Annotated in this window: 21 protein-coding genes and 1 pseudogene; 10 read left to right on the top strand and 12 right to left on the bottom strand. The window is 71.4% G+C overall.

The window, feature by feature from the left end; all coding sequences use genetic code 11:
- The first annotated feature begins 96 nt into the window (after window positions 1–96).
- Window positions 97–888: an acetoin reductase gene (locus REH65_RS30215; protein WP_281458246.1), complete on the top strand. Its 792-nt coding sequence runs from the start codon at window positions 97–99 to the stop codon at window positions 886–888.
- Window positions 889–929: 41 nt separating this feature from the next.
- On the opposite strand, the gene REH65_RS30210 is transcribed toward REH65_RS30215, so the two are convergent.
- From REH65_RS30210 to REH65_RS30200, 3 genes are all read right to left on the bottom strand, one after another.
- Window positions 930–1,814, bottom strand: coding sequence for a universal stress protein (locus tag REH65_RS30210; protein ID WP_406690140.1), 885 nt, complete (start codon window positions 1,812–1,814; stop codon window positions 930–932).
- A 250-nt stretch (window positions 1,815–2,064) separates the two neighbouring features.
- Entirely contained in the window at window positions 2,065–2,721 is a 657-nt protein-coding gene (locus tag REH65_RS30205) for a response regulator (protein WP_406690139.1), read from the bottom strand.
- Window positions 2,718–4,307: an ATP-binding protein gene (locus REH65_RS30200; protein ID WP_406690138.1), complete on the bottom strand. Its 1,590-nt coding sequence runs from the start codon at window positions 4,305–4,307 to the stop codon at window positions 2,718–2,720. The genes REH65_RS30205 and REH65_RS30200 overlap by 4 nt, the downstream gene beginning before the upstream one ends.
- 163 nt (window positions 4,308–4,470) lie before the next feature.
- Between REH65_RS30200 and REH65_RS30195 the strand changes: the two genes are divergently transcribed.
- The 3 genes from REH65_RS30195 to REH65_RS30185 all read left to right on the top strand — a co-directional run bounded on the left by REH65_RS30195 (window position 4,471) and on the right by REH65_RS30185 (window position 7,876).
- A complete protein-coding gene (locus REH65_RS30195) occupies window positions 4,471–5,808 on the top strand; it encodes a CitMHS family transporter (protein WP_406690137.1) in 1,338 nt (445 codons plus the stop codon).
- A 139-nt stretch (window positions 5,809–5,947) separates the two neighbouring features.
- Window positions 5,948–6,835 (top strand): alpha/beta hydrolase, encoded by an 888-nt coding sequence (locus REH65_RS30190; RefSeq protein WP_281458241.1) that lies wholly within the window; start codon window positions 5,948–5,950, stop codon window positions 6,833–6,835.
- 66 nt (window positions 6,836–6,901) lie between these two features.
- Window positions 6,902–7,876, top strand: a complete 975-nt coding sequence (locus tag REH65_RS30185) for a MucR family transcriptional regulator (protein ID WP_406690136.1) — start codon at window positions 6,902–6,904, stop codon at window positions 7,874–7,876.
- On the opposite strand, the gene REH65_RS30180 is transcribed toward REH65_RS30185, so the two are convergent.
- The 8 genes and pseudogenes from REH65_RS30180 to REH65_RS30145 form a co-directional block, all read right to left on the bottom strand.
- On the bottom strand, window positions 7,834–8,415 hold the full coding sequence (locus REH65_RS30180) for a PadR family transcriptional regulator (RefSeq protein ID WP_406690135.1): 582 nt from the start codon (window positions 8,413–8,415) through the stop codon (window positions 7,834–7,836). The two genes, REH65_RS30185 and REH65_RS30180, sit on opposite strands and share 43 nt — an antisense overlap.
- A gap of 33 nt (window positions 8,416–8,448) precedes the next feature.
- Window positions 8,449–8,760 (bottom strand): EthD family reductase, encoded by a 312-nt coding sequence (locus REH65_RS30175; RefSeq protein ID WP_281458238.1) that lies wholly within the window; start codon window positions 8,758–8,760, stop codon window positions 8,449–8,451.
- Between the two features lie 45 nt (window positions 8,761–8,805).
- Window positions 8,806–9,741 (bottom strand): alpha/beta hydrolase, encoded by a 936-nt coding sequence (locus REH65_RS30170; protein ID WP_406690134.1) that lies wholly within the window; start codon window positions 9,739–9,741, stop codon window positions 8,806–8,808.
- Between the two features lie 9 nt (window positions 9,742–9,750).
- Entirely contained in the window at window positions 9,751–11,001 is a 1,251-nt protein-coding gene (locus REH65_RS30165; protein ID WP_406690133.1) for a flavin-containing monooxygenase, read from the bottom strand.
- Window positions 11,002–11,078: 77 nt separating this feature from the next.
- A pseudogene (locus REH65_RS30160) lies at window positions 11,079–11,372 on the bottom strand (cyclohexanone monooxygenase); the annotation flags it as partial.
- Window positions 11,373–11,537: 165 nt separating this feature from the next.
- Window positions 11,538–12,548: an AraC family transcriptional regulator gene (locus tag REH65_RS30155; RefSeq protein WP_406690132.1), complete on the bottom strand. Its 1,011-nt coding sequence runs from the start codon at window positions 12,546–12,548 to the stop codon at window positions 11,538–11,540.
- 98 nt (window positions 12,549–12,646) lie between these two features.
- Window positions 12,647–13,402, bottom strand: coding sequence for a hypothetical protein (locus REH65_RS30150; protein WP_406690131.1), 756 nt, complete (start codon window positions 13,400–13,402; stop codon window positions 12,647–12,649).
- Window positions 13,403–13,545: 143 nt separating this feature from the next.
- The gene (locus tag REH65_RS30145) at window positions 13,546–14,790 is read right to left on the bottom strand and encodes a hydrolytic protein (protein ID WP_406690130.1); all 1,245 of its coding nucleotides are present in this window, start codon (window positions 14,788–14,790) and stop codon (window positions 13,546–13,548) included.
- Window positions 14,791–15,053: 263 nt separating this feature from the next.
- On the opposite strand from REH65_RS30145, the gene REH65_RS30140 reads away from it, so the two are divergent.
- From REH65_RS30140 to REH65_RS30120, 5 genes are all read left to right on the top strand, one after another.
- Window positions 15,054–15,677 carry a response regulator transcription factor gene (locus tag REH65_RS30140; protein WP_406690129.1) on the top strand — a complete coding sequence of 208 codons (624 nt, stop codon included), beginning with the start codon at window positions 15,054–15,056 and terminating at the stop codon, window positions 15,675–15,677.
- 114 nt (window positions 15,678–15,791) lie between these two features.
- Window positions 15,792–18,833 (top strand): hypothetical protein, encoded by a 3,042-nt coding sequence (locus REH65_RS30135; RefSeq protein ID WP_406690128.1) that lies wholly within the window; start codon window positions 15,792–15,794, stop codon window positions 18,831–18,833.
- Entirely contained in the window at window positions 18,830–19,501 is a 672-nt protein-coding gene (locus REH65_RS30130) for a DUF4255 domain-containing protein (protein WP_406690127.1), read from the top strand. Before REH65_RS30135 ends, REH65_RS30130 begins: the two co-directional genes overlap by 4 nt.
- Entirely contained in the window at window positions 19,498–21,462 is a 1,965-nt protein-coding gene (locus REH65_RS30125; RefSeq protein ID WP_406690126.1) for an ATP-binding protein, read from the top strand. Before REH65_RS30130 ends, REH65_RS30125 begins: the two co-directional genes overlap by 4 nt.
- A gap of 17 nt (window positions 21,463–21,479) precedes the next feature.
- Window positions 21,480–22,841: a DUF4157 domain-containing protein gene (locus REH65_RS30120; RefSeq protein ID WP_406690125.1), complete on the top strand. Its 1,362-nt coding sequence runs from the start codon at window positions 21,480–21,482 to the stop codon at window positions 22,839–22,841.
- Between the two features lie 34 nt (window positions 22,842–22,875).
- Here REH65_RS30120 and REH65_RS30115 read toward each other — a convergent pair whose 3' ends face one another.
- On the bottom strand, window positions 22,876–23,337 hold the full coding sequence (locus REH65_RS30115; RefSeq protein ID WP_406690124.1) for a nuclear transport factor 2 family protein: 462 nt from the start codon (window positions 23,335–23,337) through the stop codon (window positions 22,876–22,878).
- A gap of 226 nt (window positions 23,338–23,563) precedes the next feature.
- Between REH65_RS30115 and REH65_RS30110 the strand changes: the two genes are divergently transcribed.
- Entirely contained in the window at window positions 23,564–25,075 is a 1,512-nt protein-coding gene (locus tag REH65_RS30110) for a phage tail sheath family protein (RefSeq protein ID WP_406690123.1), read from the top strand.
- The last annotated feature ends 5 nt before the right edge of the window (window positions 25,076–25,080 follow it).

The following is a 25,080-nucleotide window of genomic DNA, read 5'->3' as shown; positions in this document are numbered from 1 at the left end:
CTCAAAGTGAGACAGCCGAGCCCTGCCCGCTGCGCGTCCGCCTCCCTAGCGTCAACGGGCGGTTCCAGCGAACACCACGAAGAAGTGGAGAAACCCATGGCTGCTCAGGACAAGTCGCGCGTCGTGCTGGTCACCGGCGCCGCCCGCGGGATCGGCAAGGGCATCGCGCTGCGGCTCGCCGCCGACGGTCACGACGTCGCCGTCAACGACATCGAGGCCAACGGCGACCAGCTCAAGGCCGTCTCCGACGAGATCACCGCGATGGGCAGGCGCTCGGCGGTCGCGCTGGCCGACGTGTCCGACGCGGACGCCGTGCAGGGCATGGTCGACGGCGTGGCGAGCGAGCTCGGCAGGCTCGACGTGATGATCGCCAACGCCGGGATCGCCCACGTCAAGCCGCTCCTGGAGGTGACGCCGGAGGAGTTCGACGAGCTCATGTCGATCAACCTGCGCGGCGTGCACCTCTGCTACAACGCCGCCGCCAAGCAGATGATCAAGCAGGGCGACGGTGGCAAGATCATCGGCGCGGCCTCGATCGTCGGCTACCGGCCGTTCCCGCTGCTGGCGCACTACTCCGCGTCGAAGTGGGCGGTCCGCGGCCTGACCCAGGCAGCGGCGATGGAGTGGGCGCAGTACGGCATCACGGTCAACGCCTACTGCCCCGGCATCGTGGGAACGGCGATGTGGGACCACATCGACGAGAAGCTCGCCGAGCACGAGGGCCTGCGCAAGGGCGCGGCCATCGACAAGTACTCGGAGCTCATCCACCTCGGCCGCGTCTCGGTCCCCGAGGACGTGGCGTCGTTCGTCTCCTACCTCGCCTCGTCCGACTCGGACTACATGACCGGCCAGTCGGTCATGATCGACGGCGGAATCCAGTTCTCCTGAGGGGGACGTCCCCGCCGGGCCGGTGGCTCCGGTCCGGCGGGTCACTCCGCCGGGAGGACGGCGACCGGGCAGGGGGCTTGGTTGAGGACGGCGTGGCTGACCGAGCCGAGGAAGGCGCGGCGGACCGCTCCCCTGCCGTGGCTGCCGACGACCAGCAGGGTCGCGCCGTCGGACTCGCCGAGCAGCATCTGGGCGGGCTGTTCCGGGCCGACGACGTGGCGCACCGGCACGTCCGGGTACTGCTCGGCCCACCCGACCATCGACTCGCTGAGGACCTCCCGCGCCCGGTCGCGGAACTCGCTGCGGTCGGCGTCCCACTCGTCGACGATGTCGAACGGGTTGAAGGCCGTCTCACCCCACGAGTGCACGCCCACCAGGGGACGGCCGAGCCGCCCGGCGGTCTCGTAGGCGAAGGCGATGGCGCGCTCGCTCACGGTCGAACCGTCGACGCCGACGACCACCGGCGCGTCGGCTTTCGCGCCGGCCTCGCCGCGCACCACCACGATCGGGGCGGCGGCTCGGCGGGCGACCACCTCGGCGGCGGTCACGCCCAGGCGGTCGGTGCGCGAACCCACCAGCGGCCCGCCCAGCACGACCAGCTCGACGTCGCCGGCCAGCTCGACCAGGACCTCGGCGGCGTCGCCGATCGGCATGTCCTTGCTGATCTCCAGGTCCGGGTCGATCTTGCGGCACTCGTCCTCGAGCGCTTCGAGCTCCCGCAGCACGGCGCTGCTCAGCTTCTCCATCACGTCCTGCTCGTCGGGGATCCGCATTGGCAGCGAGTGCTGGAACGGCCGCGCCAGCACGTGCACCAGCGTCAACGGCCGCTTCCGGCTCGACGCCTCCCGCGCGGCCCAGCGCACCGCCTCCCGCGATGCCTCCGACCCGTCGAACCCCGCGAGCACCGGCAACCGACCCTCGGCCATGCGACCCACCTCCACTCGACTCCCGCCCCACCCGCGTACCCGCTCACCCCCACCCCCAACCACCACGACCGGGCGATCCCACCGGGGACGCCCAGCCGTCCCGGACCGCCGTGCGTCACCAGGGGGCAGTTTTAGCCAGAATCGCCCGGGATCTCGGGGGTGAAATCCCGGGCGATTCTGGCTAAAACTGTCCCCGCCGCCGCGCCACCACTTTCCGAACACGGCGACGGCGCTGTTGGGGCGGGCCCGATCAGGCCGGTTCGTACTGGTGTTCCGGGCGGCCGCTGGCTCCGTAGCGGAGGGTCATGGTGGCGGTGCCCTCCTGGGTGAGGGCTGCGAGGTAGCGCTGGGCCGTGGCGCGGGAGATGCCCAGCTCGTCGGCGATCTCGGCCGCGGAGCGGGGGTGCGGGGCGTTGCGGAGGGCGTCGCGGACGAGCTGGGTCGTGAGGGTGGAGCGGCCCTTGGGGGTGGCGGGGCGGTCCCCTTCGCGGAGCAGGCGCAGGGCGCGGTCGATCTCCTCCTGGTCCACCGCCCCGCCCGTGACCGGAAGCCGGGCGTGGAAGCGGGCGTACGCCCGCAGGCGTTCCGCGAGCTGCTCGGCGGTGAACGGCTTGACCAGGTAGTTCAGGGCTCCTGCGGAGAGCGCCGCGCGGACGGTGGCCGGGTCGGTGGCGGCGGTGAGCAGGATCGCGTCGGTTTCGAGCTCGGCCAGCAGGGCGACGCCGTCGGCATCGGGCAGGTAGTTGTCCAGCAGCACCAGGTCGGGGCTGCGGGCGTCGATGAGCTCGCGGGCCTGAGCCGCGGTGTGGGCGATGCCCAGCACCCGGAATCCCGGGACCTGCTCGGTGAACTCGGCGTGCACCTGGGCCACGCGGAAGTCGTCGTCCACCACGACCACACCGATCACGCTCGTGCCTCCTCGCTCGCGGGGGTTTCGAGGGCTCGCGGCAGCTTCGCCACGAACGACGAGTCCGGGCCGGTCACCCACACGTCGCCGCCCAGACCTCGTGCCGCCTGGCGGCTCAGGGCCAGGCCGAGGCCGTTGCCGTCGGGTTTGGAGGAGACCGCTTCGGCGAAGATCTCCTCGCGCCGATCCTCGGCGACGCCGTCGCCGGTGTCCACAACGGACACGTGCAGCGTCGTGCCGTCGGCCAGCAGGTCCACCTCGACGCGCGCGGGCCGCGTCGCGCCCACCCGGGCGGCGTCGATGGCGTTGTCGACGAGGTTGCCCACCACCGTGATCACCTCGACCGGGGCGGCCAGCGCCGTCGGAACCCAGCTGGTCCCGGCGAGTTCCAGCGCCACGTCCTTCTCGGCCGCCACCGACTTCTTCGCCGACAGGAACGCCACCAGGTACGGGTCGCGGACGGCGTCGCCCGCCGGGCCGAGCCCGGTGATCTCACCGCGGGTCAGCGCCTGCACGTAGTCGACGGCCTCCTGCTGCCGTCCGGTCTGCAGCAGCCCGGAGAGGGTGTGCAGGCGGTTGGTGAACTCGTGGCGCTGCGCGCGCAGCGTGTCGGCGGTGCTGCGGACCTTGTCCAGCTCGCGGTTCAGCGACTCCAGGTCGGTGCGGTCGCGCAGGGTCAGGACGCTGCCCAGCGCCACCTCGCCCCTGGTCACCGGTCGGTGGCCGACGACCAGGACGCGTTCGCCGGTGAGGGTGATGAGGTTGTCGACCTGCCCGCCTTCGAGCAGCAGCTCCCGCAGCCGGGGCGGCAGGTCCAGGTCGGCGACCGGTGCGCCGACCTCCAGCGGGACGCCGAGCAGCCGCTCCGCCTCCCGGTTGCGGACCGACACCAGCCCCGCGGCGTCGACGGCGAGCACGCCCTCGCCGATGCCGTAGAGCACGGCTTCGCGCTGGCGCACCAGCTCGGCGAGCTCCTGCGGTTCCAGGCCCAGCGTGCGGCGTTTGAGCATCCGCGTCAGCCACGCCGCCCCGGCGACGCCGACGAGCAGCGCTCCCCCGGTGAACGCGGCGGTCGTGCCGATCAGCCGCAGCAGCGCGGTGGTGATGTCCTCGGCGTCGAACCCGATGCTGACCTGCCCGATCACCGCACCGTCGGGACCGCGCAGCGGGACCTTGCCGCGGGCGGAGTAGCCGAGCGTGCCGCGCTGGACGGCCACGACCTCCTTGCCCGCCAACACCTCTCGCGGATCGGTGCTGACGCGCTCGCCGATCTCGGCGGGGTTCGGGTGCGACAGGCGGATCCCGGTGCGGTCGGTGATGACGACGAACAGCGCGCCGGAGGCCGCGCGGGCCCGCTCCGCCTGCGCGCGCACCGCCGGTTGGTCGCCGCGCGCGACCTGGTCGGCCAGGTCGGTGTCGGTGGCGATCACGCGGGCGGCGGTCAGCGCGCGCTGCGAGTACTGGTCGACGAGGTGTCGATCGAGCAGGGACGCGACGAGCACGAACCCGATCGCGGTGACCAGCGTGATCAAGCCGACCTGCAGCACCAGGGCCTGCCGCGCGAACCGCATCGGGCGGTGGGGCATGCCCCGACGATACGTGGTGAGCAGAACGCGCAGAACGCCGCGAACGCGGGATACGCGGACAACATCGACAACTCTCGTCTCGATGACCGAGGTCACCTACGGTTCCCCGGAACGCAACGCCGCTGCAATGAGGACCACTGCCGGTCCACGGGAGGAGGACGCGTTGATCGCGCTGCTCGGCTTAGGCATGGTGACCGTTTTCCTCTACCTGGTGATGAGCAAACGGCTGTCCCCGATGGTCTCGCTCATCGCCGTTCCGGCGGTGTTCGCGCTGGTCGGAGGCTTCGCGCCGGACCTCGGCGACATGATCACCGACGGCATCACCTCGGTCGCGCCGACGGCGGCGATGCTGCTGTTCGCCATCCTCTACTTCGGGATCATGATCGACGCCGGGTTGTTCGACCCGATCGCGCGCGGCGTGGTCCGGCTCACCCGCAACGACCCGCTGCGGCTGATCGTGGGCACGGTCGCTCTGGTGGCCCTGGTGTCGCTGGACGGCGACGGGACGACCACGTTCATGATCACGGTCTCGGCGCTGCTGCCGATCTACCGCAGGCTGGGCGTGAGCCCGGTGATCATGACCGGTCTGGCGTGCCTGACCAACGCGATCCTCAACGTCGTGCCCTGGGGCGGTCCCGCCGCGCGGGCCGCCAGCGCGCTGCGGCTGGACCCGCAGCAGCTGTTCGTGCCGATGATCCCGGCGCTGCTCGCCGGCCTGGCCACCGTGTTCGTCCTCGCCTACGTGCTGGGCCAGCGCGAGCGCATCCGGCTGCGGACCGCCGCTCCCGCGCTGGTCGGAGCCGGTGGCTCCGACGACGTCGCGCCCACCTCCTACAGCGGGTCGGCCGACTTCGACGTGCTGGCTCCCGACCGGGAGTCGTTGCGCCCCAAGCTGTACTGGTTCAACGCCGGACTCACGATCGCGCTGCTGACCGCGCTCATCATCGGCGTGCTGCCGATCTCGGTGCTGTTCATGATCGGCTGCGCGCTGGCGCTGATCGTCAACTACCCGCGGCTGGAGCAGCAGCGCGATCGGATCGCCTCGCACGCCGACAGCGTCGTGGCGGTGGTCGCGATGGTCTTCGCCGCCGCGGTGTTCACCGGCGTGCTCTCGGGCACCGGGATGATCGAGCAGATGGCGCAGTACCTGCTCACGGCGATGCCGGACGCGCTGTTCCCGTTCTTCAGCGTGATCGTGGCGGTGCTGAGCGTCCCGTTCACCTTCTTCATGAGCAACGACGCGTTCTACTTCGGCGTGATGCCGATCCTCGCCGAGGCCGGTGCGCAGCACGGCATCAGCGCGATGGAGATCGCCCGCGCCTCGCTGCTCGGCCAGCCGATCCACATGCTCAGCCCGCTGGTGCCGGCGATGTACGTGCTGATCGGGCTGGCGAAGGTCGACCTCGGCGATCACCACCGGTTCGCGATCAAGTGGGCGCTGCTGGTGTGCGCGGTGGTCATCGGCTCGGGCCTGGCGCTGGGCCTGATCTCGATCCACTGACCACGACCAGTAGTCACTCCGCGACGCTTTCTTAGGCCGAACGAGTGGCACCTTGAAAGGCCAACTACCTTCCGTTACCTTCGTGGGGACATCACGGTTCGGTCACGGCCGTGTCCCCGATCGGAAGGCGCGGTGCTCGATGACCAGCCCAGCGAGGACCGCGACGCAGTCCACCGCCGTCACCGCCACCGACGGGGTGCGGCTGCACGTGGAGGTCGAGGGCGATCTGGACTCCCCGGTGACCGTGGTGCTCTGCCACGGCTACCTGGCCGACGGCGCCATGTGGCTGTTCCAGCGCTCCTCGCTGGCCCGCCGCGCCCGCGTGGTCTGCTACGACCAGCGCGGGCACGGCCGCTCCGAGCTCGGCGACCTCGACCGGCTCACCCTCGACCAGCTCGGCGACGACCTCGCCGCCGTGCTCGACCAGGCCGCCCCGACCGGCCCGGTCGTGCTGGTGGGGCACTCGATGGGCGGCATGGGGATCATGGCCTTCGCCGAGCGCCACCCCGAGCTCTTCGCCGACCGCGTCATCGGCGCCGGGCTGGTGACCACGGCTGCCGCGCCGGTCAACGGCCGGGCCGTGCTGCCACCCCAGGCGGCGAACCTCGTGCTCGCCGCCATCGACCGGCTGCGCCTCACGCGGGTGTCCTGCCAGGCGATGCGGCGCACCGCGCTGATGGTGGCGCGCAGCTTCGCGTTCGCCTCCCGGGTGCCGCCGGCGCTGGTCGACTTCGTGCTCCAGCTGACCCGGTCGAACCCGGTGCACGCGCTGATCGCGCTGGTCCCGCAGTTCCTGACCCTCGACCGGCGCGCGGCCCTGCCGTCCTTCGCCGGGGTCGAGACGCTGGTCATCGGCGCCGAGCAGGACCGGACCATCCCGCCCGAGCGCAGCAGCGCGATCGCCGACGCGGTCCCGGGATCGCGGCTCGCGATGATCCCGCGCTCCGGCCACATGGTGACCCTGGAGCACCCGGAGCTCGTCGACGAGCTCCTGCACGGCCTCGTCTCGCGGGCCGCCGCCCGCTGAGGACGGGACTTCCCGAAGATCGACCCACCCGCTAGTCTCACTGTTACTAGCGAGCGGGAGGCAGTCTTGTCGCAGTACGCACCGACCGGCGTCGTGGTCCGCGAAGGAGACCGGGTGCTGTGCCACCTGTGCGGTGAGTGGTTCCGGTCCATCCCGGCCCACCTGTCCGCGCACGGCTGGACCCACCTCGCCTACCGCGAGGCGTTCGGATTGGAGCGCAACCAGTCGCTGGAGGGCGACGGCACGCGTCAGCGGCGCGCGGTGGCGATGCGGACCCGGCGCCTGCGGGACCCGCACGTGCGCGCGGGATGCGAGCAGGGCGAGGTCTGGCTGCGCAGCGGCGAGCTCACCAAGGCCGCCGCCCGCGCCTCGCGCGGACGCAGGCAACCCGAGCAGCGGCGCGCCAAGACGCTGCGCACGCTGGCCGCGATCTCCCCGGCCGCGCGAGCCGAGGGAACCCGGCGGCAGAAGCTCGCCAAGCTCCGCGAGACCGCCCAGAACGCCGCCACCGCACTGGGTTTCGCCGACATCGGCGCGCTGGTGCGCGATCGCGTCGCCGCCGGGAACAGCCTGGCTGCCATCAGCCGGGAAGCGGGACTGCACAAGGACTGGCTGTGCCGCCACCTGTCCAACGTGGACCCGGAAGCGGCCCGCGAGATCGACGGGATCGCCGCGCGGCGCCGGTTCGACGCGCCGTGGCTGCCCCGGATCGGCGAGTGGGGCTTCACCGACGTCGCCGCCTACCTGCACGACCGGCACGTGCTGCAGCGCCGGTCGATCCGGGCGATCGCCCACGAGGTCGGGTTCGGCCGCGGTGCCGTCGAGACGGCGCTGGCGCGCCACGGCATCACCAAGACCGCGCACGCCACCAACCGGCAGCGCTGCGCCGAGCGCGCGGCCCGGGTGGCCGCCGAGTTCGGCTTCGCCGCCATCACCGACTACCTCGACGACCGGCGCGCCGCCGGGATGACGTGGCGCGAGATCGCCGCCGAGTGCGGTCAGCCGCCCTCGTGGGTCCGCCGCCGCGCCGGGCTGCCCTGAGGTCCCGGGCCGCCCTGGGACCCGGGACCGCCCTGGGACTCCAGCTCGGCGACGAACCGCAGCGCGGCGTCGGCGCTGGTGTAGCGCCAGGTCATGAGCACTTCGGTGAAGCCGTCGCCGTCCGCGCGCTCCTGGTCGAGGGCGGTGACGATCGGCTCCAGCACCTCCCGCTGCCGCCGCAGCAGCACGTCGTGGCCGAGTTCCCGGCGCTGCAGCAGCGCCAGCTTCATCAGCAGCGTCGAGCGGATCTCGCGCACGTGCTCGACCGGCCGGTGCAGCCACTCCTCCACCGCGTCGCGGCCGGAGTCGGTCAGCGCGAACACCGTCCTGGACGGACCGCGATCGGACTCCACACCGGACGGTGCGATGAGCTCGGCCTTGGCCAGCCGGTCCAGCGCCCGGTAGATCATGGGTTTCGGGACGTGCCAGACGCGGCCCAGCTCGCCCTGCCGCGCGGTGAGCCCGGCGAGGGCGAAGCCGTGCCGGGATTCCTCCCGCAGCAGCGCGAGCACGGTCCACTCGGGCAGCGCCAAATCCACCCCGCCAGGCTAGGGCAGATCAACGCCGCCGGGCTAGACGGCCTCGGTGAGCTCCTGGAAGAACAGGCGGACCTGGTCCGGCTCGGTGAAGTTGCCGAGGTCGGCGGTGCCGGCCTGACCTTCCGGGGACTGCAGCGCCGCCATCGCGTCGTCCTTGCTCGCCCAGTCCAGCGTGGCGACCACGAAGTGCGGCGGCGCGCTGCCGTCGGGCATCTCGCACACGCCCCACTCGTAGGACTGGAGCCGGGGCATCTTGCTCGCCAGCACCGCGTGCACGTCGCGGTAGTGCCGCAGGAACGCGTCGGGATCCGCGGGGTGGTCGTAGATCACGGTGAGTCGGTACATCGCCTCTCCTCCGTCGCCAATCATCCGGCCGCCGACGAGCATGCCCTACCGAACACCGTCCAGCGCCGCGCGGAACGCCGAGACCAGGTCGTCGATCAGCGCCGCCCCGCTGGGCGTGGCGCCGAGCGTCCAGGCGAATCCGTGCAGCATCCCGGCGTACCGCTTCGCGGTGACCGGTACCCCGGCGGAGCGCAGCTCGTCGGCGTAGGCCTCGCCCTCGTCGCGCAGCGGGTCGAACTCGGCGGTGGCCACGAACGCCGGTGGCAGTCCGGCGAGGTCGTCGGCGCGGGCCGGGCACGCGCACGGGTCCTTGCCCAGGTCCTGGGCTCCCAGGTAGTGGGCCCAGAACCACTGCATCGACCCCTTGGTGAGCAGGTAGCCCTCGCCGTTCTCGATGTAGGAGTCGGTGGTGAAGTCGAAGTCGGTGACCGGGTAGATGAGCAGCTGCGCGACCAGGTCCGGGCCCTGCCGGTCGCGGGCGGCGAGGGCCACCGCGGCGGCGAGGTTGCCGCCCGCGCTGTCCCCGGCGGTCGCGACCAGGCGCGGGTCGCCGCCGAGCTCGGCGGCGTGCGCGGCGACCCAGGCCGTGGCCGCGTAGCAGTCGTCGAAGGCCGCCGGGTAGACGTGCTCGGGCGCCAGCCGGTAGTCGACGGAGACGACGACGGCACCGCTGCGGTTGGCGATCTGGCGGACCGGCCGGTCGCAGATCTCGACGTCGCCGACCACCCACCCGCCACCGTGGAAGTACACGATCACCGGTGCGGGGCCCTCGCCTGCCGGTGTGTAGATCCGCACCGGGATCGACCCGGCGGGACCCGGGATCGTGCGGTCCTCGGTGGCGATGTCCTCGGGTGGTCCTTGCAGGTCGATGAACCCGTTCGTGGCGGCGCGCGCCTGCGGGACGGTCATGTGCTCGAACGGCGGCATTCCGGCCTCGCCGAGCGCGGCCAGCAGCTGCTGGGCTTCGGGATGCGGTGGCATGGTGGCTCCTCAGGAGGCCTCGGCGGCCAGTTCGTCGAAGGTGGCGCGGGCGACCCCGGCGAACCCGCCGGTCGTGCGGCCCGCCGAGCCGGTGGTGAACCCGTCGTAGCCGCGCGCGGCGACCCGGTCGCAGATGACGCGGTAGACGTCGAGCCCGCCCACGTACGGGTAGAGGCTGCGCGGTTTGCCGGGGATGTTGGCCCCGACCCACCACGAGTTCGCCCGCGGCAGCAACGTCGTCGCGGTGACCTCGTCGTGGTGGTCGACCCAGTCCCGCTCGGCCTCCGGCAGGGGCTCGATCAGGTCCGCTCCCCGCTCGCGCAGGTACCGCAGGCAGTCGGTGATCCAGTCCACGTGCTGCTCGATGGCCACCGGCATGTTCGTCAGCACCGACGGGCTCTGCGGACCGGTGATCATGAACAGGTTCGGGAACCCCGAGGTCGTGACGCCGAGGTAGCTGGTGGGTCCCTTCGCCCACTTCTCCCGCAGGTCGAGGCCGTCGCGGCCCCGGATGCCGATCTTGAACAGGGTGCCGGTCATCGCGTCGAAACCGGTGGCGTAGACCAGGGTGTCGACCTCGTACTCGCCGTCGGCGGTGCGCACGCCGCGCTCGGTGATCTCCCGGATCGGCGCGTCGCGCACGTTCACCAGGGTCACGTTGTCCCGGTTGAAGGTGTCGTAGTAGCCGTTCTCCAGCGGTGGCCGCTTGGTGAAGAACGGGTGATCGCGGGGGCTGAGCAGTTCGGCGACCTCCGGGTCGCGCACGCGTTCGCGGATGCGAGCGCGCAGGAACTCGGCGGCGGTCTCGTTGGCGTCCTCGTCCACCAGCAGGTCGTTGAACGTGGTGCCGAGCCGGAAACCACCTCGCTGCCAGGCTTCTTCGTAGATCTGCCGCCGTTCGTCGTCGGACACCGACAGAGCCGTGCGCTCCGGCGTGCGGTACGGGAAGCCGAAACCGGTTTCGCGCGTGGTCTGCCAGATCTCCCGGTAGTTGTCCTTGATCGCGCGGCCGTCCTCCTCGGTCATCGGCCGGTTCCCGCCCGCGATGTCGTAGTTCGGCGTGCGCTGCAGGACGTAGACGTGCTCGGCCTCCTTCGCGATCTCCGGGATGGCCTGCACGCCGGTCGCGCCGGTGCCGATGACCGCCACCCGCTTCCCGGTGAAGTCCACGCCCTCGTGCGGCCACAGCCCGGTGTGGTACCAGTCGCCGCGGAAGGAGTCCCGGCCGGGGAACTCGGCAGGTTCGTCGTCGACAGGCATCCGACGGCGGTGATGAGGTAGGTGGCCGTCGCGCGCTCACCGGCGTCGGTGCGCACCGACCAGCGGCCGGAGGTCTCGTCGTACTCGGCGGCCACGACGCGGGTGCCGAACCGGATGTCGCGGTAGAGGTCGAACCGCTCGGCGACGTGCTGGAGGTAGCCGAGGATCTCGGGTTGCCCGGCGAATCGCTCGGTCCAGGTCCACTCCTCCAGCAGTTCTTCGGAAAGCCGGTCGGAGAAGCTGTAGAAGTAGCTCTCGGAGTCGCAGCGGGCGCCGGGATAGCGGTTCCAGTACCAGGTTCCGCCGACGTCATCGGCCGCCTCGAAGACCCTCGCGGTGAGCCCCAGGGTGTCGCGCAGCCGGTGGAGCATGTACAGGCCGGAGAAACCGGCCCCGATGACGACGGCGTCGAAGTCGTTGTCGGACGGGCGCACAACCTCCCACCTCCTCGTGGAAAGTCACTGTTCTGTCCTGAACGTGCGGTTCTCGACGCTACGAGGTCATCGCGGGTTCAACTATCCGATTAACGCGGGCGATCACCGGTTCCGCGCAGAACCGTCCGCGCGCAGCGTCCGGGACGGGGCGACGCCGTACTTGCGCTGGTAGGCGGCCGCGAACCGGCCCAGGTGCGTGAACCCCCAGCGGCAGGCGACGTCGGTGACCGTGGTCGTCTCCGGCGAGGCCTGGCTCAGGCAGCGGTGGGCGCCGACGAGCCGCACGTCGCGGAGGTAGGCCATCGGCGAAACCCCGACGTGCGCCCGGAACCCTTCCTGCAGCGACCGCACGCTCACCCCGACGGCCTCGGCGACGTCGGTGACCGACAGCGGCTCACCTGCCCGAGCCTCGATGATCTCCACGGCCCGCCGCACGGTGCTCGGCCCCGGCTGCGGATGCGGTTCGGCCAGCGCGGCGGAGTGGTCGTGGCGCGCGCTCAGCAGCAGCCCGGTGATCAGGATGCGCTCCAGGTGGCCTGCGGTGCGCGGGTCCAGCAGGACGCTGCGCGAGCGGTCGATCTCCGCGACGGCCAGTCGCACGGCCGAGAACCAGCTCTGCACCGCCGATTCCGCGAGATCCATGCCGAGGTCGAAGCGGATCGGCCCGCTGATCGGCCGCCCCAGCAGCCGCGCGAGCTCGTCGTCGAGGGCGGCGCGGGTGATGTTGACGGCCAGCTGCGTGCACCCGAGCGTCCACTGCCCGACGTAGCGAGCCCCGGGCACCATCACCGCCGGGCGTCGCGGGCCGGCGATGATGGTGTCGCGACCGTCGCTGATCTTCATCGCGCCGGTGACCGGGATGTTGATCTGGTACGTGTCGCTCATGTCGGCGACGGTGATCCGCACCGGCGGCCCGTAGCGGACGTAACCGATGGTCACGTCCTGGATTCCGACGGCGTTGACCAGCGCGTCCAGCGCACCGGCCCGGTCGGACAGCTCCAGCCGGTGCGGGGCGAACAGCCGCTCCCCCAGCTCCTGCACCTCGTCGAGGTCCCGACTGCGCAGGACGGGGTGGTTCCGCAGCGGCTCCGCACCTGCCCCGGTCAGCACCATCCCCGACCTCCTCGTCAGCGACGCCTACGAGGATCAGCCGACCCGGCGAACCGTGTCAACGCCCCGAACGGGACGAAACCGGAGGACGTCGTTCCTGATCAGAGGGGGTTCTTGGTGCGGGCGTTCCAGGCCGAGAAGCCTGCGGCTTCGGCGTCGGCGGCGGAGCGGAACCAGACGCCGGCCTTGGTGCGCTCGTAGTAGGGGGACTGCATCGTGTGGTACCGCTTGGAGCGGGTGTTGCCCTTGACTCGGTAGTCGCCGCGCGGGGACCGGCCGTTGGGCTTCGCCTTCACCGAGCCCGGGTACGGACTCGAATCCTGTTCTTCCGCAACGGTTTCGGGCTCCCCGACCTGCTGGGTCGGGATGGCGGTCTCGACGACGTAGGCGGCGCCGAGGTCGGCGAAGCCGACTCCGGCGAGCTCGCCGCCGGACTGGTCCGAGCCGTCGTTCCCGGAGACCAGGACCGTCACCTCCAGGTCGTCGGAGGAGGCGAACGCCGGGGTCTCGTCGGTGCGCGGCGCGGTGCTGGGCCGCTCGGGTGCGGGCGGGGACTGCGAAGCGGGCAGGGATTTGGGGCGTTCCGCCGCGGGCGCCTGCTCGATGGCCTCGGGTTCGCGGACCGCCGAGAAGACCAGGTGCCCGTCCTGGCGCAGCGGCCGGGACAGCAGCATCGAACCGGCCATCGACCCGGTAGCGAAGCACAGCAGGAGCAGCACGAAGGTCCAGGCGACGGGCATCGCCCCGCCGATCGGGGCGACGACGGCGAACGCGGCGGCGGCCACCAGGGCCGCTACCGCCCAGACGATCCACTGTCGCAGGCAGGCGGTGGGAGCGCGGTGTCTTGACTTCGGCACGAAACCCTCCTGGGTCTCCTCGAGTGACAAGATCGGCTGCGCAACGTTCTAACCAGACCAGTCGCGCTCAGCCACCGGAGATCACCCGTTCGGGGACTTCACAGGGATGGTTCACCCTCTCGTGCCATGAACATGAACACGCTTCAGCGCGGAGCGGGGGCCACGGTTCCGCTGACGTTGAGCTGCTGGACGCAGCGGGCCGCCGTAGGGCCGTAGGGCGGTGTGCCCGGGCGGGCGCACCGCACCGTCGCCTCGATCGCGGCCTCGCTCGGGACCTTGATCGGCGTCACCCAGTGGTAGTCCTGGTTGCGGAAGGTCTCCAGCGCGATGGTGGTGATCGTCCGCCCGTCGAACTCGATGGTGAGCAGCCCCTCGTCGCCCTGGTAGTTGGCCAGCACCAGGTCCGTGACGTAGAAGTCCTGGCCCTCCGGAACCGCGTAGGAGCGCGCCCCCGCGCCGCCGGGCCGGGTGCTGACCTCGATGGTGGCCGAGTGCTGCTGACCGGTGGCCGCCGGGTTCGCGGGCGGAGGCGGTTCGCCACCACCGGGTTCGCCGGGTGGCGGTTCCTCGGCCGGTGGCTGCGGCGGGGCGAGCTCGCCGTCGGCCACCATCTGCTCGGTCTGGCGCCGCGCGGCCTCCTGCGCGGCGCTCGTCAGCTCGGGCAGCACCAGCGCGTACCAGAGCAGCAGCAGCGCCAGCAGCAGCCCGAGCAGGGCCAGCAGCCATCGCGGCAGCAGCGGGAGCTGGACGAGCTCGCCGTCGAGCTCCTCCGCCTCCGCTTCCTCGGTGCTGCCGGACGCGGTGACGTGGAAGGGTTTCGACGCGGGTTTGCCGAACCAGATGAGCCCCCCGGCGCGCACCCGAAGGCGGACCTCGGTGCGGTCGCCGGGGTTGAGCGCGAGCCGCTCGGAGTCGAAGGAGAACGCCAGCTCCTCGGCCGGATCGGTGGCCGCGAGCGGAACCGCGATGGGGGTGTTGCCCTGGTCGTGCACCGACACCACGAACCGGCCGCTGCGCCACGCGCGCCGCCGCTGCGGGGTGAGCGCGCCGCGGAACCGGTGGAACGGGGCGATGACGACGGTCGTCTCCGGCACGGCCACCAGGTCGGGCTGCTCGACCGGCACGACCCGCACGGCCAGCGGGACCTCCCCGGCCGGCACCTCGGAGGACTGCGGCGGGCGCAGGACGAGCGTGACGGTGCCCTGCTCGCCCGGGTAGACCGGGAGGCGTTCGGGGATCACCGCGGTCCAGTCCGCGCATTCGCCGACGACTTCGAACTCGTACGCCTCGACGATGTCGGTGTTGTTGCGCACGGTGAAAATCGCTGTTGCCTCACCGCCGGGCGCGACTTCCACCCGCTCGCCGTCGAATTCGGCTTGAGTCGTCACGGGAGGAGAAACTAGGCGCCGCGCGGCCGCGCGAGTCAGAGCGGCGAGGGCAGCGCGGAGGCAGCGGGAGTGCCCCCGGCGGGCATCGAGTTCTGCCCGACGCTGCGTGGAATATGCCGAAAACGTCCGGAACATCGCTCGCATGAGCGGAAAACCGGCCTGTCATGGCCCATTCCACAGTTTCCTTCCCCGAATGGCCGTCCCGCGGCGCTCGGAATTGGCGTAACACTGGAAAGGGGGCAGGTTCTTAGGGAGGAGAGCCGATGACGAGAGTTCCGGTCGCGATATGCGCGGCCGACCCCATCCTGGAGAGCGGTGTCAGCCACCAGCTGCGCCCGCGCCCCGAGGTGGAGGTGCTCAGACCCAGCGAGGAGGACCGCGCGGAGGTGGCGCTGGTCGTGGTCGACCGGTTGGACGAGGAATCCGAGCAGCTGCTGCGCAGGTTGCAGCGCACGTCGACGGTCAGAACCGGGCTCATCATCGGCGAGTTCGGCCAGGACGCGCTGCAGACCAGCATCGAGTGCGGGGTGGCGGCGGTCCTGCGCCGCCGCGACGCCGACGCCGACCGGCTGGTGGGGCTGGTGACCGCGCTGATCCGCGGCGAGGGGGTGCTGCCCGGGGACATGCTCGGCAGGCTGCTGGATCACGTGGGCCGGTTGCAGCGCGGGGTTCCGAGCGCGTCCGGCGCGACGCTGTCGACGTTGTCGGCTCGCGAGGGCGAGGTGCTGCGCCTGATCTCCGACGGGTTCGACACCCGGGAGATCGCGACCAAGATGTCCTACTCCGAGCGGACCGTGAAGAACATCCTGCAGGAGGTCACCACCCGCCTGCAGCTGCGCAACCGCGCCCACGCCGTCGGCTTCGCGATGCGGCAGGGCTTGATCTAGCTCGCTTGCCCGAAAGTGCCTCCGCTCTTCCCGCCGCGGTGCCTCGCGGTTCCTGGGCACCGGGGCGGGAACCGGTGAAGCTGCGGGGAGGCGTCGAGCGGGCGGAGGGTGATCGTGGTCGGCAACGTGCCCGGTTTCCGACGTGGGAGGACCCGCTGGGGGATCGTCCTGCTCGGTGTGATCCTGCTGCTGTGCGGGCTGATCGGCGTCCCGACCACCCCGGCTCCGGCGGCCCCGGTTCCGGCTCCGGCGGCTGAGGTGGAGGCGAGCCGCATCTCCTACGCCGGGACCGCGCACCGCAGCTTGGGCGTCGCCGCGCCGGGGCTGTCCGACCAGGTGCCCACGCCGCCGCTGTTCGACGAGCCGAGGCAGCACTTCGACCAGGACGTCTCGTCCCGCGACGGGCTGCTGGTGTTCACCAGCCTCCGCGACGAGAGGACCCCGCAGGTCTACCTGCGGGACACCGACGGCACCGTCCGGCGGCTGACCCGGGGGATGGACGCGGCCAACCCGGAGCTGTCCCCGGATCTGCGGTGGGTGGCGTTCGATTCGGCCGGGTCGGACGGCGAGCGCGACCTCTGGCTGGCGCGCACCGACGGCAGCGGCGCGCACCGGGTCGCCGACACCGCGAACAACGAGACGCACCCGACGTTCTCACCGGACGGGACGCGGATCGCCTTCGCCTGCGACGCGGGCGGCCGCTGGCAGATCTACGACCAGCCCGCCTCCGGCGGTGCGCTGCGCCGGTTGACCGACGAACCGTCGGGCTCGGCCGGGGAACCGTCGTGGAACCCGGTCGACGCGGACCGCATCGCCTACACCCACTACGACGCCGACTCCCCGGACGACAACGCCGCGCACCAGGTGCGCGTCCTCGAACCCGGTTCCGAGCAGCCGCTGTTCGCCGACGACCCGGGCTGGCAGACCCGCCAACCGCGGTGGCTCCCGGACGGCAGGCGGCTGCTGTTCCTCAGCCCCACCTACCCGGACGCCGAGCCGCAGCCGAACAACGTCGGCGATCAGGTGTTCCGGGTCGACGCCACGGGAGCGCCGGTGTCGGCGACCGCTCAGCGCCTGCTCTCGGAGGACCGCCTGGTCGACTCGCCGACCTGGTTCACCGGCGGCGGGATCGGGCGCCTGGTGGTGGCGCGCACGACCGGGTCGTCGCGGAACGTGGTGCGGTTGCAGGACATCCGCTCCGACGGGGTCGATCCGCGCGATCTGGGTGTGGACGTGATGACCGAGGACCCGAACGCGTTCCAGGACTCCAGCCTGCTGTTCACGCCGACCGAGGGCTTCGACCCGTGGACGGAGCGGCAGGCCTACTCCCCCGACGGAAGCCGGATCGCGATCAGCCGGTTCGAGGACGTCGGCGGGCAACGCGTCCAGCGGATCTGGCTGGTCGACGCCGACGGCTCCAACCCCAGGCGGCTGCCCATCGCCGACCGGCAGGCCGACGACTGGGAGTCCGACGTCGCGTGGTCGCCGGACGGCGGGTCGCTCGCGGTGGCCCGCAGGTCGCCGGGCGCGCTGACCCCGGCCGACGAGCGCGGCCGAAGCCGCATCGTCGTCGTGGACGTCGACTCCGGCGAGGTGACCAAGCGGCTGGGTAACCCGGATCCGTCGCTGGACGACACCCAGCCCGCGTGGTCGCCGGACGGCACGCGGTTCTCGTTCAGCCGCGGCCGGGTCTCCGACGTGCCGGACGAGCAGCGGCGCAACCACATCTGGATCGCCCGCGCCGGTGATCTGGGCGGCCAGCAGGACCTCAGCGAGACGATCTGCCGGTGCGAGGTGGTGGACGACAGCCCGGTGTTCGCGCCGGACGGGCGCAGCATCGTGTTCAACCGCGAGCGCGACGGGCTGTACCGGATCTACCTGGACGGCAACCGGTGCGAGGTGCTGCTGCCCCGGAACCAGGAAAGCTGCGTGGACATCCCCGACCAGCCGGAGGGTTCCGGGACCTACCAGCCGCGCGACGCGACCTGGTCGCCGGACGGCGAGCGGCTCGTCCTGTCCCGGCGGCTGAGCAGCGACAACAACGCGCCGGAGCACCTGTCGATCCTCGATCCCGCCACGCGCGAGGTGACCTCGCTCAGCGACCGGCTGCCGGGACGGCAGAAGGAGCCGAGCTGGCGGGCGACGGTGGACCTGTCGATGACCGCGCCGGAGTCGGCGGAGCAGGTCCAGGTGGATAAGTCGGTGACGGTCACGGGCGTGGTGCGCAACAACGGCCTGGCGACCTCGCCGGGCACGGCGGCGACGCTGGACGTGCCGTCGGGAGTGGAGCTGACACGACTGCGCACCGAGCAGGGGTCGTGCGAGGGCGCGCGGTGTTCCCTCGGCGTGCTGGAACCCGGGCGGTCGGTGCGCGTCACGGCCGAGCTGGTCGGCGACGACCCCGGCGATCACCCGCTGACCTGGACCGCGACGGGCTCGGTGCGCGACAGCCGCCCCGGCGACAACACCTCCCGCACGGTGGTGCCGGTGCGCCCGGAACCTCCACCGCTGCAGGCCAACCCGGCTGTCGGACTGACGAGCTCACCCGATCCGTCCTATGTGGGCGGTGGCACCGAGGTGGTCTTCGCGGTCCGCAACACCGGCGAGGCGCGGGCGACCGGGCTGGAGCTGGACATGGCCCTGCCTCCGGGTGTCCCCGTGCGGAGCGCACCGCCGGACTGCACCGGAACCCGGTGCCCACTGCCCGATCTGGAGCCCGGTGGAGTCGTCGAGCGGCGGGTGGTGCTGGCGCCCAACGCGGCGCTGGAGGCCGACATCGGGGCTGCGGTGCGCACCGGCGGGTCCGACTCCGATCCCGGCGACAACCGCGCGACCAGGCCTTACCGCGTGCTGCAGCCCCGGATCGTCGCGGTGCCGGAGGTCGGTGAACCCGGTTTCGTGACCTCGGTGCGCGGGTTCGACTTCCCGCCGGGAACTCCGGTGCGGCTGGAGTGGTCGCCGGGGATCACGGCCTCGGCGGCACCGACCCTGCCGGGCCCGGACGGGCGGTTCGCGGCGCAGCTGCTGATCCTGCCGAAGGACGAGACCGGTCCGCGCACCATCACCGCCTCGGGTGCCGGGTTCAGCCCGGTGACCGCGCGATTCCTGGTGGTCGATCCGGCGATCGCGCCGCCCGGGATGGTGGGCCGGCGGTGATCCACGAGGTCGACGAGGCGCTGCGGCTGCTGCTGGCCGAGCACGACCTGCCGGGGTCGGGCGTGGAGCTGGGTTTCGAGGCGCCGACCACGGACTGGGCGGCCAAGCGCAACGCGCCGACGATCAGCGTGTTCCTCTACGACATCCGGGAGGAGCCGGGACTGCGGCAGGGCGGCCGGTTCGAGCGGCGCGACGACGCGGGCGCGGTGACGGGCTGGCAGGAGCCGCCGCACTGGTTCCACCTCGCCTACCTGGTGACGGTGTGGACGAACCGCCCGCAGGACGAGCACCGGCTGCTCGCGGAGGTGCTGCGCTGCCTCGTCCGCCACAACTCCCTGGCGCAGCGTTGGCTGACCGGCACGCTGGCCGAGCTCGGGTTGACGGTGGCCTTCGAGGCCGGCGGGTCGATGGCGGAGGGGCGTTCGGCGGCCGATGTGTGGTCGGCGCTGGGCGGGCAGCTCAAGCCGTCGATCAACCTGCGGGTCACGGCTCCGCTGTCCGGGGACCTGATCCCGGCCGGTCCGCCGGTCACCGAGGGCGTGGTGCTGCGCTCCGACGACGAGGCCCGGCGCCTGCGCTACGCCGGGTCCACCGCCGAGGGCGAGGCCTTCGCCCCGGCCCGCCCGCGCCCGGAACCGAAACGTCGACGCCGAGGACCGGTCTCGTGACGGCCGCCGACCTGCACCACCTATGGGCGCGCTTGGGCCGGGTCGAGCAGCGGGTCCGCTCGGCGGTCGCGGCCCGGCGCGCCACCGATCCGCACCCGGACGACCCGCACCGCGGCCTCTACCTGACCCCGGAGCACGTCGAGCGCATCCTGGCGACACCCGCGACAGCCTGGTCCGGCGACGGCCTGACCTCGGCCGTTCCCGGTCCGAGGTTGCTGGGGTTGAGCGAGGAATTCGGGCTCACCGAGCTCGACGTGGAGCTGCTGCTGGTGGCGCTGGCACCCGACGTCGACGTCCGCTTCGAACCGCTCTACGGCTACCTCAACGACGACGTGACGAGGCGCCGCGCGACCACCGGGCTCGCGCTGGAGCTGTGCGGGATGCCGTCGGCGGGAGACGGCAGGTTCCGGTTCACCTCCCGCGCTCCCCTGGTAGCGGGCGGACTGCTGGAGGTGCTGGAGCCCGAGCGCCCGGCGTTGTCGCGCACGTTGCGGGTGCCCGACCGCGTGGTGGCGCACCTGCTCGGCCACGACGAACCCGACATCGGACGCCTGGTGCACGGCGGCCCGCCGGGCGAGCTCGCCAAGCGGATCGGCGCGGCCCTGGACTCCGGGGTGCGGCTGGTGCACCTGCACGGCGCGGACGGGGCCGCGCGGGTCGCCCTGGATGCCCTTTCGGTCAGCGGCAGGGCAGCGCTCGTCATCGACGTCGCCGACCTCTCCCCGGATTCCGTTCCGGTGCTCGTCCGGGAAGCGGCGCTGAGCCGGGCCGGGATCGTGCTGGGACCGCTGGAGAAGCTCGGCCCGGAACGGGCTCGCCTGCTGCGGGATCTCGTGCGCACCTCTGAGCGCGTCCCGCTGCTGCTGCGCGGAACCGGGAGCTGGGACCCGGCCTGGTCCCAGCGGGCCCCGGTGTCGGTCCGCGTCGCACCTCCGAGCTCCGAGGAGCGCGCGCAGGAGTGGCGGCGAGCCCTGGCGGCCGTCTCGGCCGAGGTGCCGGAGGAGACGCTGGCCGAGGCCGTGGGCGGCTACCAACTCGACACCGAAGCGATCGGCCGCGCCGCATCGGTGGCGGTTCAGCTCGCCGCGTTCGACTCCCGCCCGGTCGGCACCGACGACCTGCGCGCGGGCGCCCGAGCCCAGAACGGCGCGGGCCTGGAACGGCTCGCCCGGCACATCACCCCGACCGTGACCTGGGACGACCTGGTGCTGCCCGAGCCGACGCAGCGCCAGCTCACCGAACTCGCGATGCGCGCCCGGCACCGCGACCGGGTCCTCGGCGACTGGCGGATGCGCCCCGGCGGCGGCCGAGGCCGCGGCGTCCTCGCCCTGTTCGCCGGAGAGTCGGGCACGGGCAAGACGATGTCGGCGGAGGTCGTGGCGGCCGACCTCGGCATGGACCTCTACGTGGTGGATCTGTCCACAGTGGTCGACAAGTACGTGGGCGAGACGGAGAAGAACCTCGAACGCATCTTCACCGAAGCCGCCGGTGTCAACGGGGTCCTCCTCTTCGACGAGGCCGACGCCCTCTTCGGCAAGCGCTCCGCCGTCCAGGACGCCCACGACCGCTACGCCAACGTCGAATCCGCCTACCTGCTGCAACGCATGGAAACCTTCGACGGCATCGCCATCCTCACCACCAACCTCCGAGCCAACCTCGACGAAGCCTTCACCCGCCGCCTCGACGTGATCGCCGACTTCCCCATGCCCGACCACGACCAACGCCGAGCATTGTGGGACCGCTGCCTCGGCCGGGACCTCCCCCGAGCCGAAGACCTCGACCTCGACTTCTGCGCGACCTTCGAACTCTCCGGCGGCTCAATCCGCTCCTGCACCATCACAGCCGCCTACCTGGCAGCGGAGGCGGGAAAGCCGGTCGGTGGAGAAGAGCTGATCACGGCAATTCGCCAGGAATACGGAAAATTGGGCCGCCTGATCTTGGACTCCGAGTTCCAGATATGAGCACCAGGGAGACGACCGTGTTCTCACATGAGAAGCCCGACGAGACGGCCGCTGGAAGTGTCCCGCCGAGCACGATCGCGACATCCGACAATGTCAGCGCAGCGGCGGTGGCACCGTCTCCCAACGCGACGTCGCCCTCCGACCTGTTGGCGCTGCAACGCCGGATCGGCAATGCCGCCGTTGCCCGCACGCTGGATGGCCAGCAGCCAGTCCAACGGTCAGCGGTGCACGACGTGCTTCGCAAGCCGGGACAGCCGCTGGATGCGTCGACCCGGACCGAGATGGAAGCAAGGCTCGGAGCGGATTTCTCCGACGTCCGACTGCACACCGACACATCGGCTCAAGATTCGGCTACCGAGATCGGAGCCCGCGCCTACACCTCCGGCAATCACGTGGTGATCGGTCCCGGCGGGGCTGACGCGCACACCTTGGCCCACGAGCTGACGCACGTCATCCAGCAACGCCGAGGCGCTGTGGACGGAACCGACAACGGCGCTGGTCTGCAACTCAGCGACCCCACGGACCGGTTCGAGCGCGAAGCCGAGGAGAACGCGTCCAGAGCACTCTCCGCGGGACCCCCGGTACATCCGCACACCGCGGTCGCCAGCGAGCAGGCGACCGGACAACCCCATGTTCAGCGCGTGATCATGCCGAAGAGCGACAACGGTGACAACGTTCTCGAACCGATGCCACCGGAGCAGGTCCCGAGGCTGCCGCAGGTAAGAGGTTCCTCCCCCGACCGAATCGAGCGCTTGAAGGCCCTGGCCATGTCGGAAGACGAGTTCCTCAGCATCGAGGAAGCGTTGGAGCAATCGCGGAACACCGTGGTCGGGGCGATCAGCGGCCCGCATCCCAACGAGGGTGATTTCTTGGCGAACGTCCAGGACTGGCGGAAGCAGGGGTTCTCCGCCTACGACCCATCGATGATGGAGAAGCCCCTGCGCGACCGGCTTGAAAAGCGGGGTGTTCCCGCAGATGTCAGTATCCTCCGGCAGGCGTCGATCACCGAGTTCGGCACGCACGTACCGCACACCGACGTCCTGGTCCCCCACCCGGGCCCGTGGATTCTCCAAGCCGCACCGAATGATCTCGCCAGCTGTCTGGAGAGGGTGCTGGGAAGCGACAGCCACGCCTACGTACTCACGGACAGCGAGCCCACAGCTTCGTACGCGGACACGCTCGAACAGCGGATCACAGCGATCAACGAAGCCAATGCAGGCGTGGACGGGTACCAGCGATTGACCGTCGCCGTCGAGGTAGTGCCGATCGGCAACCGCGGATCGACCCGACTCGGCGCCAATGCCGAGGGGCAAGCCGGCGCCACCTTCAAAACCAACCACCCAGGAGAATATCGCCTGGTCAAGATCAGCCGGAACTGAGTGCCGCGTTGCGCAGATCCTCGACCCGGTAGTACTACCGGAGCGGGATGTCGAGGCCGTGCTCGTCGGTGGGTCGCGGGCCGTGGATACGGCGCTCGGCCTCGGTGATGGGGACGTCGTTGATGCTCGCTTCGCGGCGTCGCATGAGGCCGTGCTCGTCGAACTCCCACAGCTCGTTGCCGTAGCTGCGCCACCACTGGCCGTCACGGTCGTGGCACTCGTACTGGAAGCGGACGGCGATCCGGTTCTCGTGAAAGCTCCAGAGGCTCTTGCGCAGCGCGTAGTCCAGTTCGCGCTCCCACTTCCGCGTCAGGAACGCGATGATCTCCTCGCGGCCGGTGAGGAACACGTCCCGGTTCCGCCAGCTCGAGTCCGGCGTGTACGCCAAGGCCACCCGCTGCGGATCCCGGGTGTTCCACGCGTCCTCCGCGGCCTGCACCTTCTGCAACGCCGTCTCCTCGGTGAACGGCGGGTACGGCGGACGACCTTCCGTCATGGCTACCTCCCCCACGTTGAGAACGTGCGCTTTCTACCAGAGAACACCTTGACTCGCAGCCGGCCCGCCAACGCGCGCCCTGCCCGCTCGACCGGAGCTGAAAGGCACGGTGGTGTGTTCGGGGAGGCAGTGGTGTTGCCCTCGTTGGGGTGCTGGTGGACATGTTCGCGGCGGAGGTGGGGCGCGAGGGTCGGGTGTGGCCGTGCCTTGAGCTGAAGGAGCGAACATGCCGTCGTACCTGTCTCCTGGCGTCTACGTCGAGGAGGTCCAGAACGGGTCCAGGCCCATCGAGGGGGTCGGGACCGCTGTGGCCGCCTTCGTCGGGTTCGCGTCGCAGGGACCGGTGCACGAACCGACGCTGGTGACGAACTGGAGCCAGTTCACCCGGACCTTCGGCGGGTTCGGTGACGGCTACCTCGCGCACTCGGTGTACGGGTACTTCGCCAACGGGGGTGGTTCCGCCTACGTCGTGCGGATCGGCGGACCGTCCGCGCCCGCCTCGCCCGCCGCGGCGACACCCGCTGAGCTGGGCGGGCTGCGGGTGTCGGCGCTGCCCGGGGCCGGGTCGGGGCTGACCGTGGAGGTCGCCGACGCCGAGGGCGAGAACCCGCCGGAGGACCGGTTCCGGCTGGTGGTCAACCAGAACGGGAAGGTCGCCGAGATCTTCGACGTGTCCGCCAAGAAGAACGTCAAGAGCTACGTGGTCACGCAAGTGCGCGAGCGGTCGCGGCTCATCGAGATCACCGAAGCCACCTCCGGGTCGCTGACCAGGCCCGACAACCAGACGGTCCCGGTCGCCGCGCCGCCCAGCGCGCCCGCACCCGCCACAGTGGACCCGCAGGAGTACGTCGGCGACCTCACCGCGCGGACCGGGTTCGGCGGGCTGGAGACCATCGACGAGATCACGATGGTGTGCGTCCCCGACCTGATGAGCGCGCACCAGCGCGGGTTGATCGACGCCGAGGGCGTGAAAACCGTGCAGCTGGCGGCGATCTCGCACTGCGAGCAGATGGGCGACCGGGTCGCGCTGCTCGATCCCCCGCCGGGGCTCAACGCGCAGCAGGTGCGGGCGTGGCGGATGGACGACGCCGGCTACGACTCCAAGTACGCGACGCTGTACTACCCGTGGATCAAGGTGTTCGACCCGTCCAGCGGGCGCAACGCGATGGTGCCGCCGAGCGGTCACGTCGCCGGCGTGTGGGCGCGCAGCGACACCGAGCGCGGCGTGCACAAGGCGCCCGCCAACGAGGTCATCCGCGGGGCCGTGGACCTGGAGACGAACCTGAGCAAGGGCGAGCAGGACCTGCTCAACCCGGTCGGCGTGAACTGCGTGCGCTCCTTCGCCGGGCGCGGCATCCGAATCTGGGGCGCGCGGACGCTGTCCTCCGACCCGGCGTGGCGCTACCTCAACGTGCGGCGGCTGTTCAACTACCTGGAAGAGTCGATCCTGGTCGGCACCCAGTGGGTGGTGTTCGAGCCGAACGACGACCGGTTGTGGTCGAGCATCCGCCGCAACATCGGCGCGTTCCTGCACCAGTCGTGGCGCGACGGGGCGCTGTTCGGGCGCACCGCCGACGAGGCGTTCTTCATCAAGTGCGACCGGGAGAACAACCCGCAGGAATCCATCGACCTCGGCCAGGTGGTGTGCGAGATCGGGGTGGCGCCCGTGAAACCCGCCGAGTTCGTGGTCTTCCGGCTCTCGCAGTTCTCCGACAGCACCAGCCTGGTCAGCGAGTAAGGGAG

Origin of the sequence: Saccharopolyspora sp. ID03-671, assembly GCF_045278815.1 — a bacterium.
In the GTDB taxonomy this organism is placed as follows: Bacteria; Actinomycetota; Actinomycetes; order Mycobacteriales; family Pseudonocardiaceae; genus Saccharopolyspora; species Saccharopolyspora ipomoeae.
This window is presented reverse-complemented; position numbering and strand designations above follow the sequence as displayed.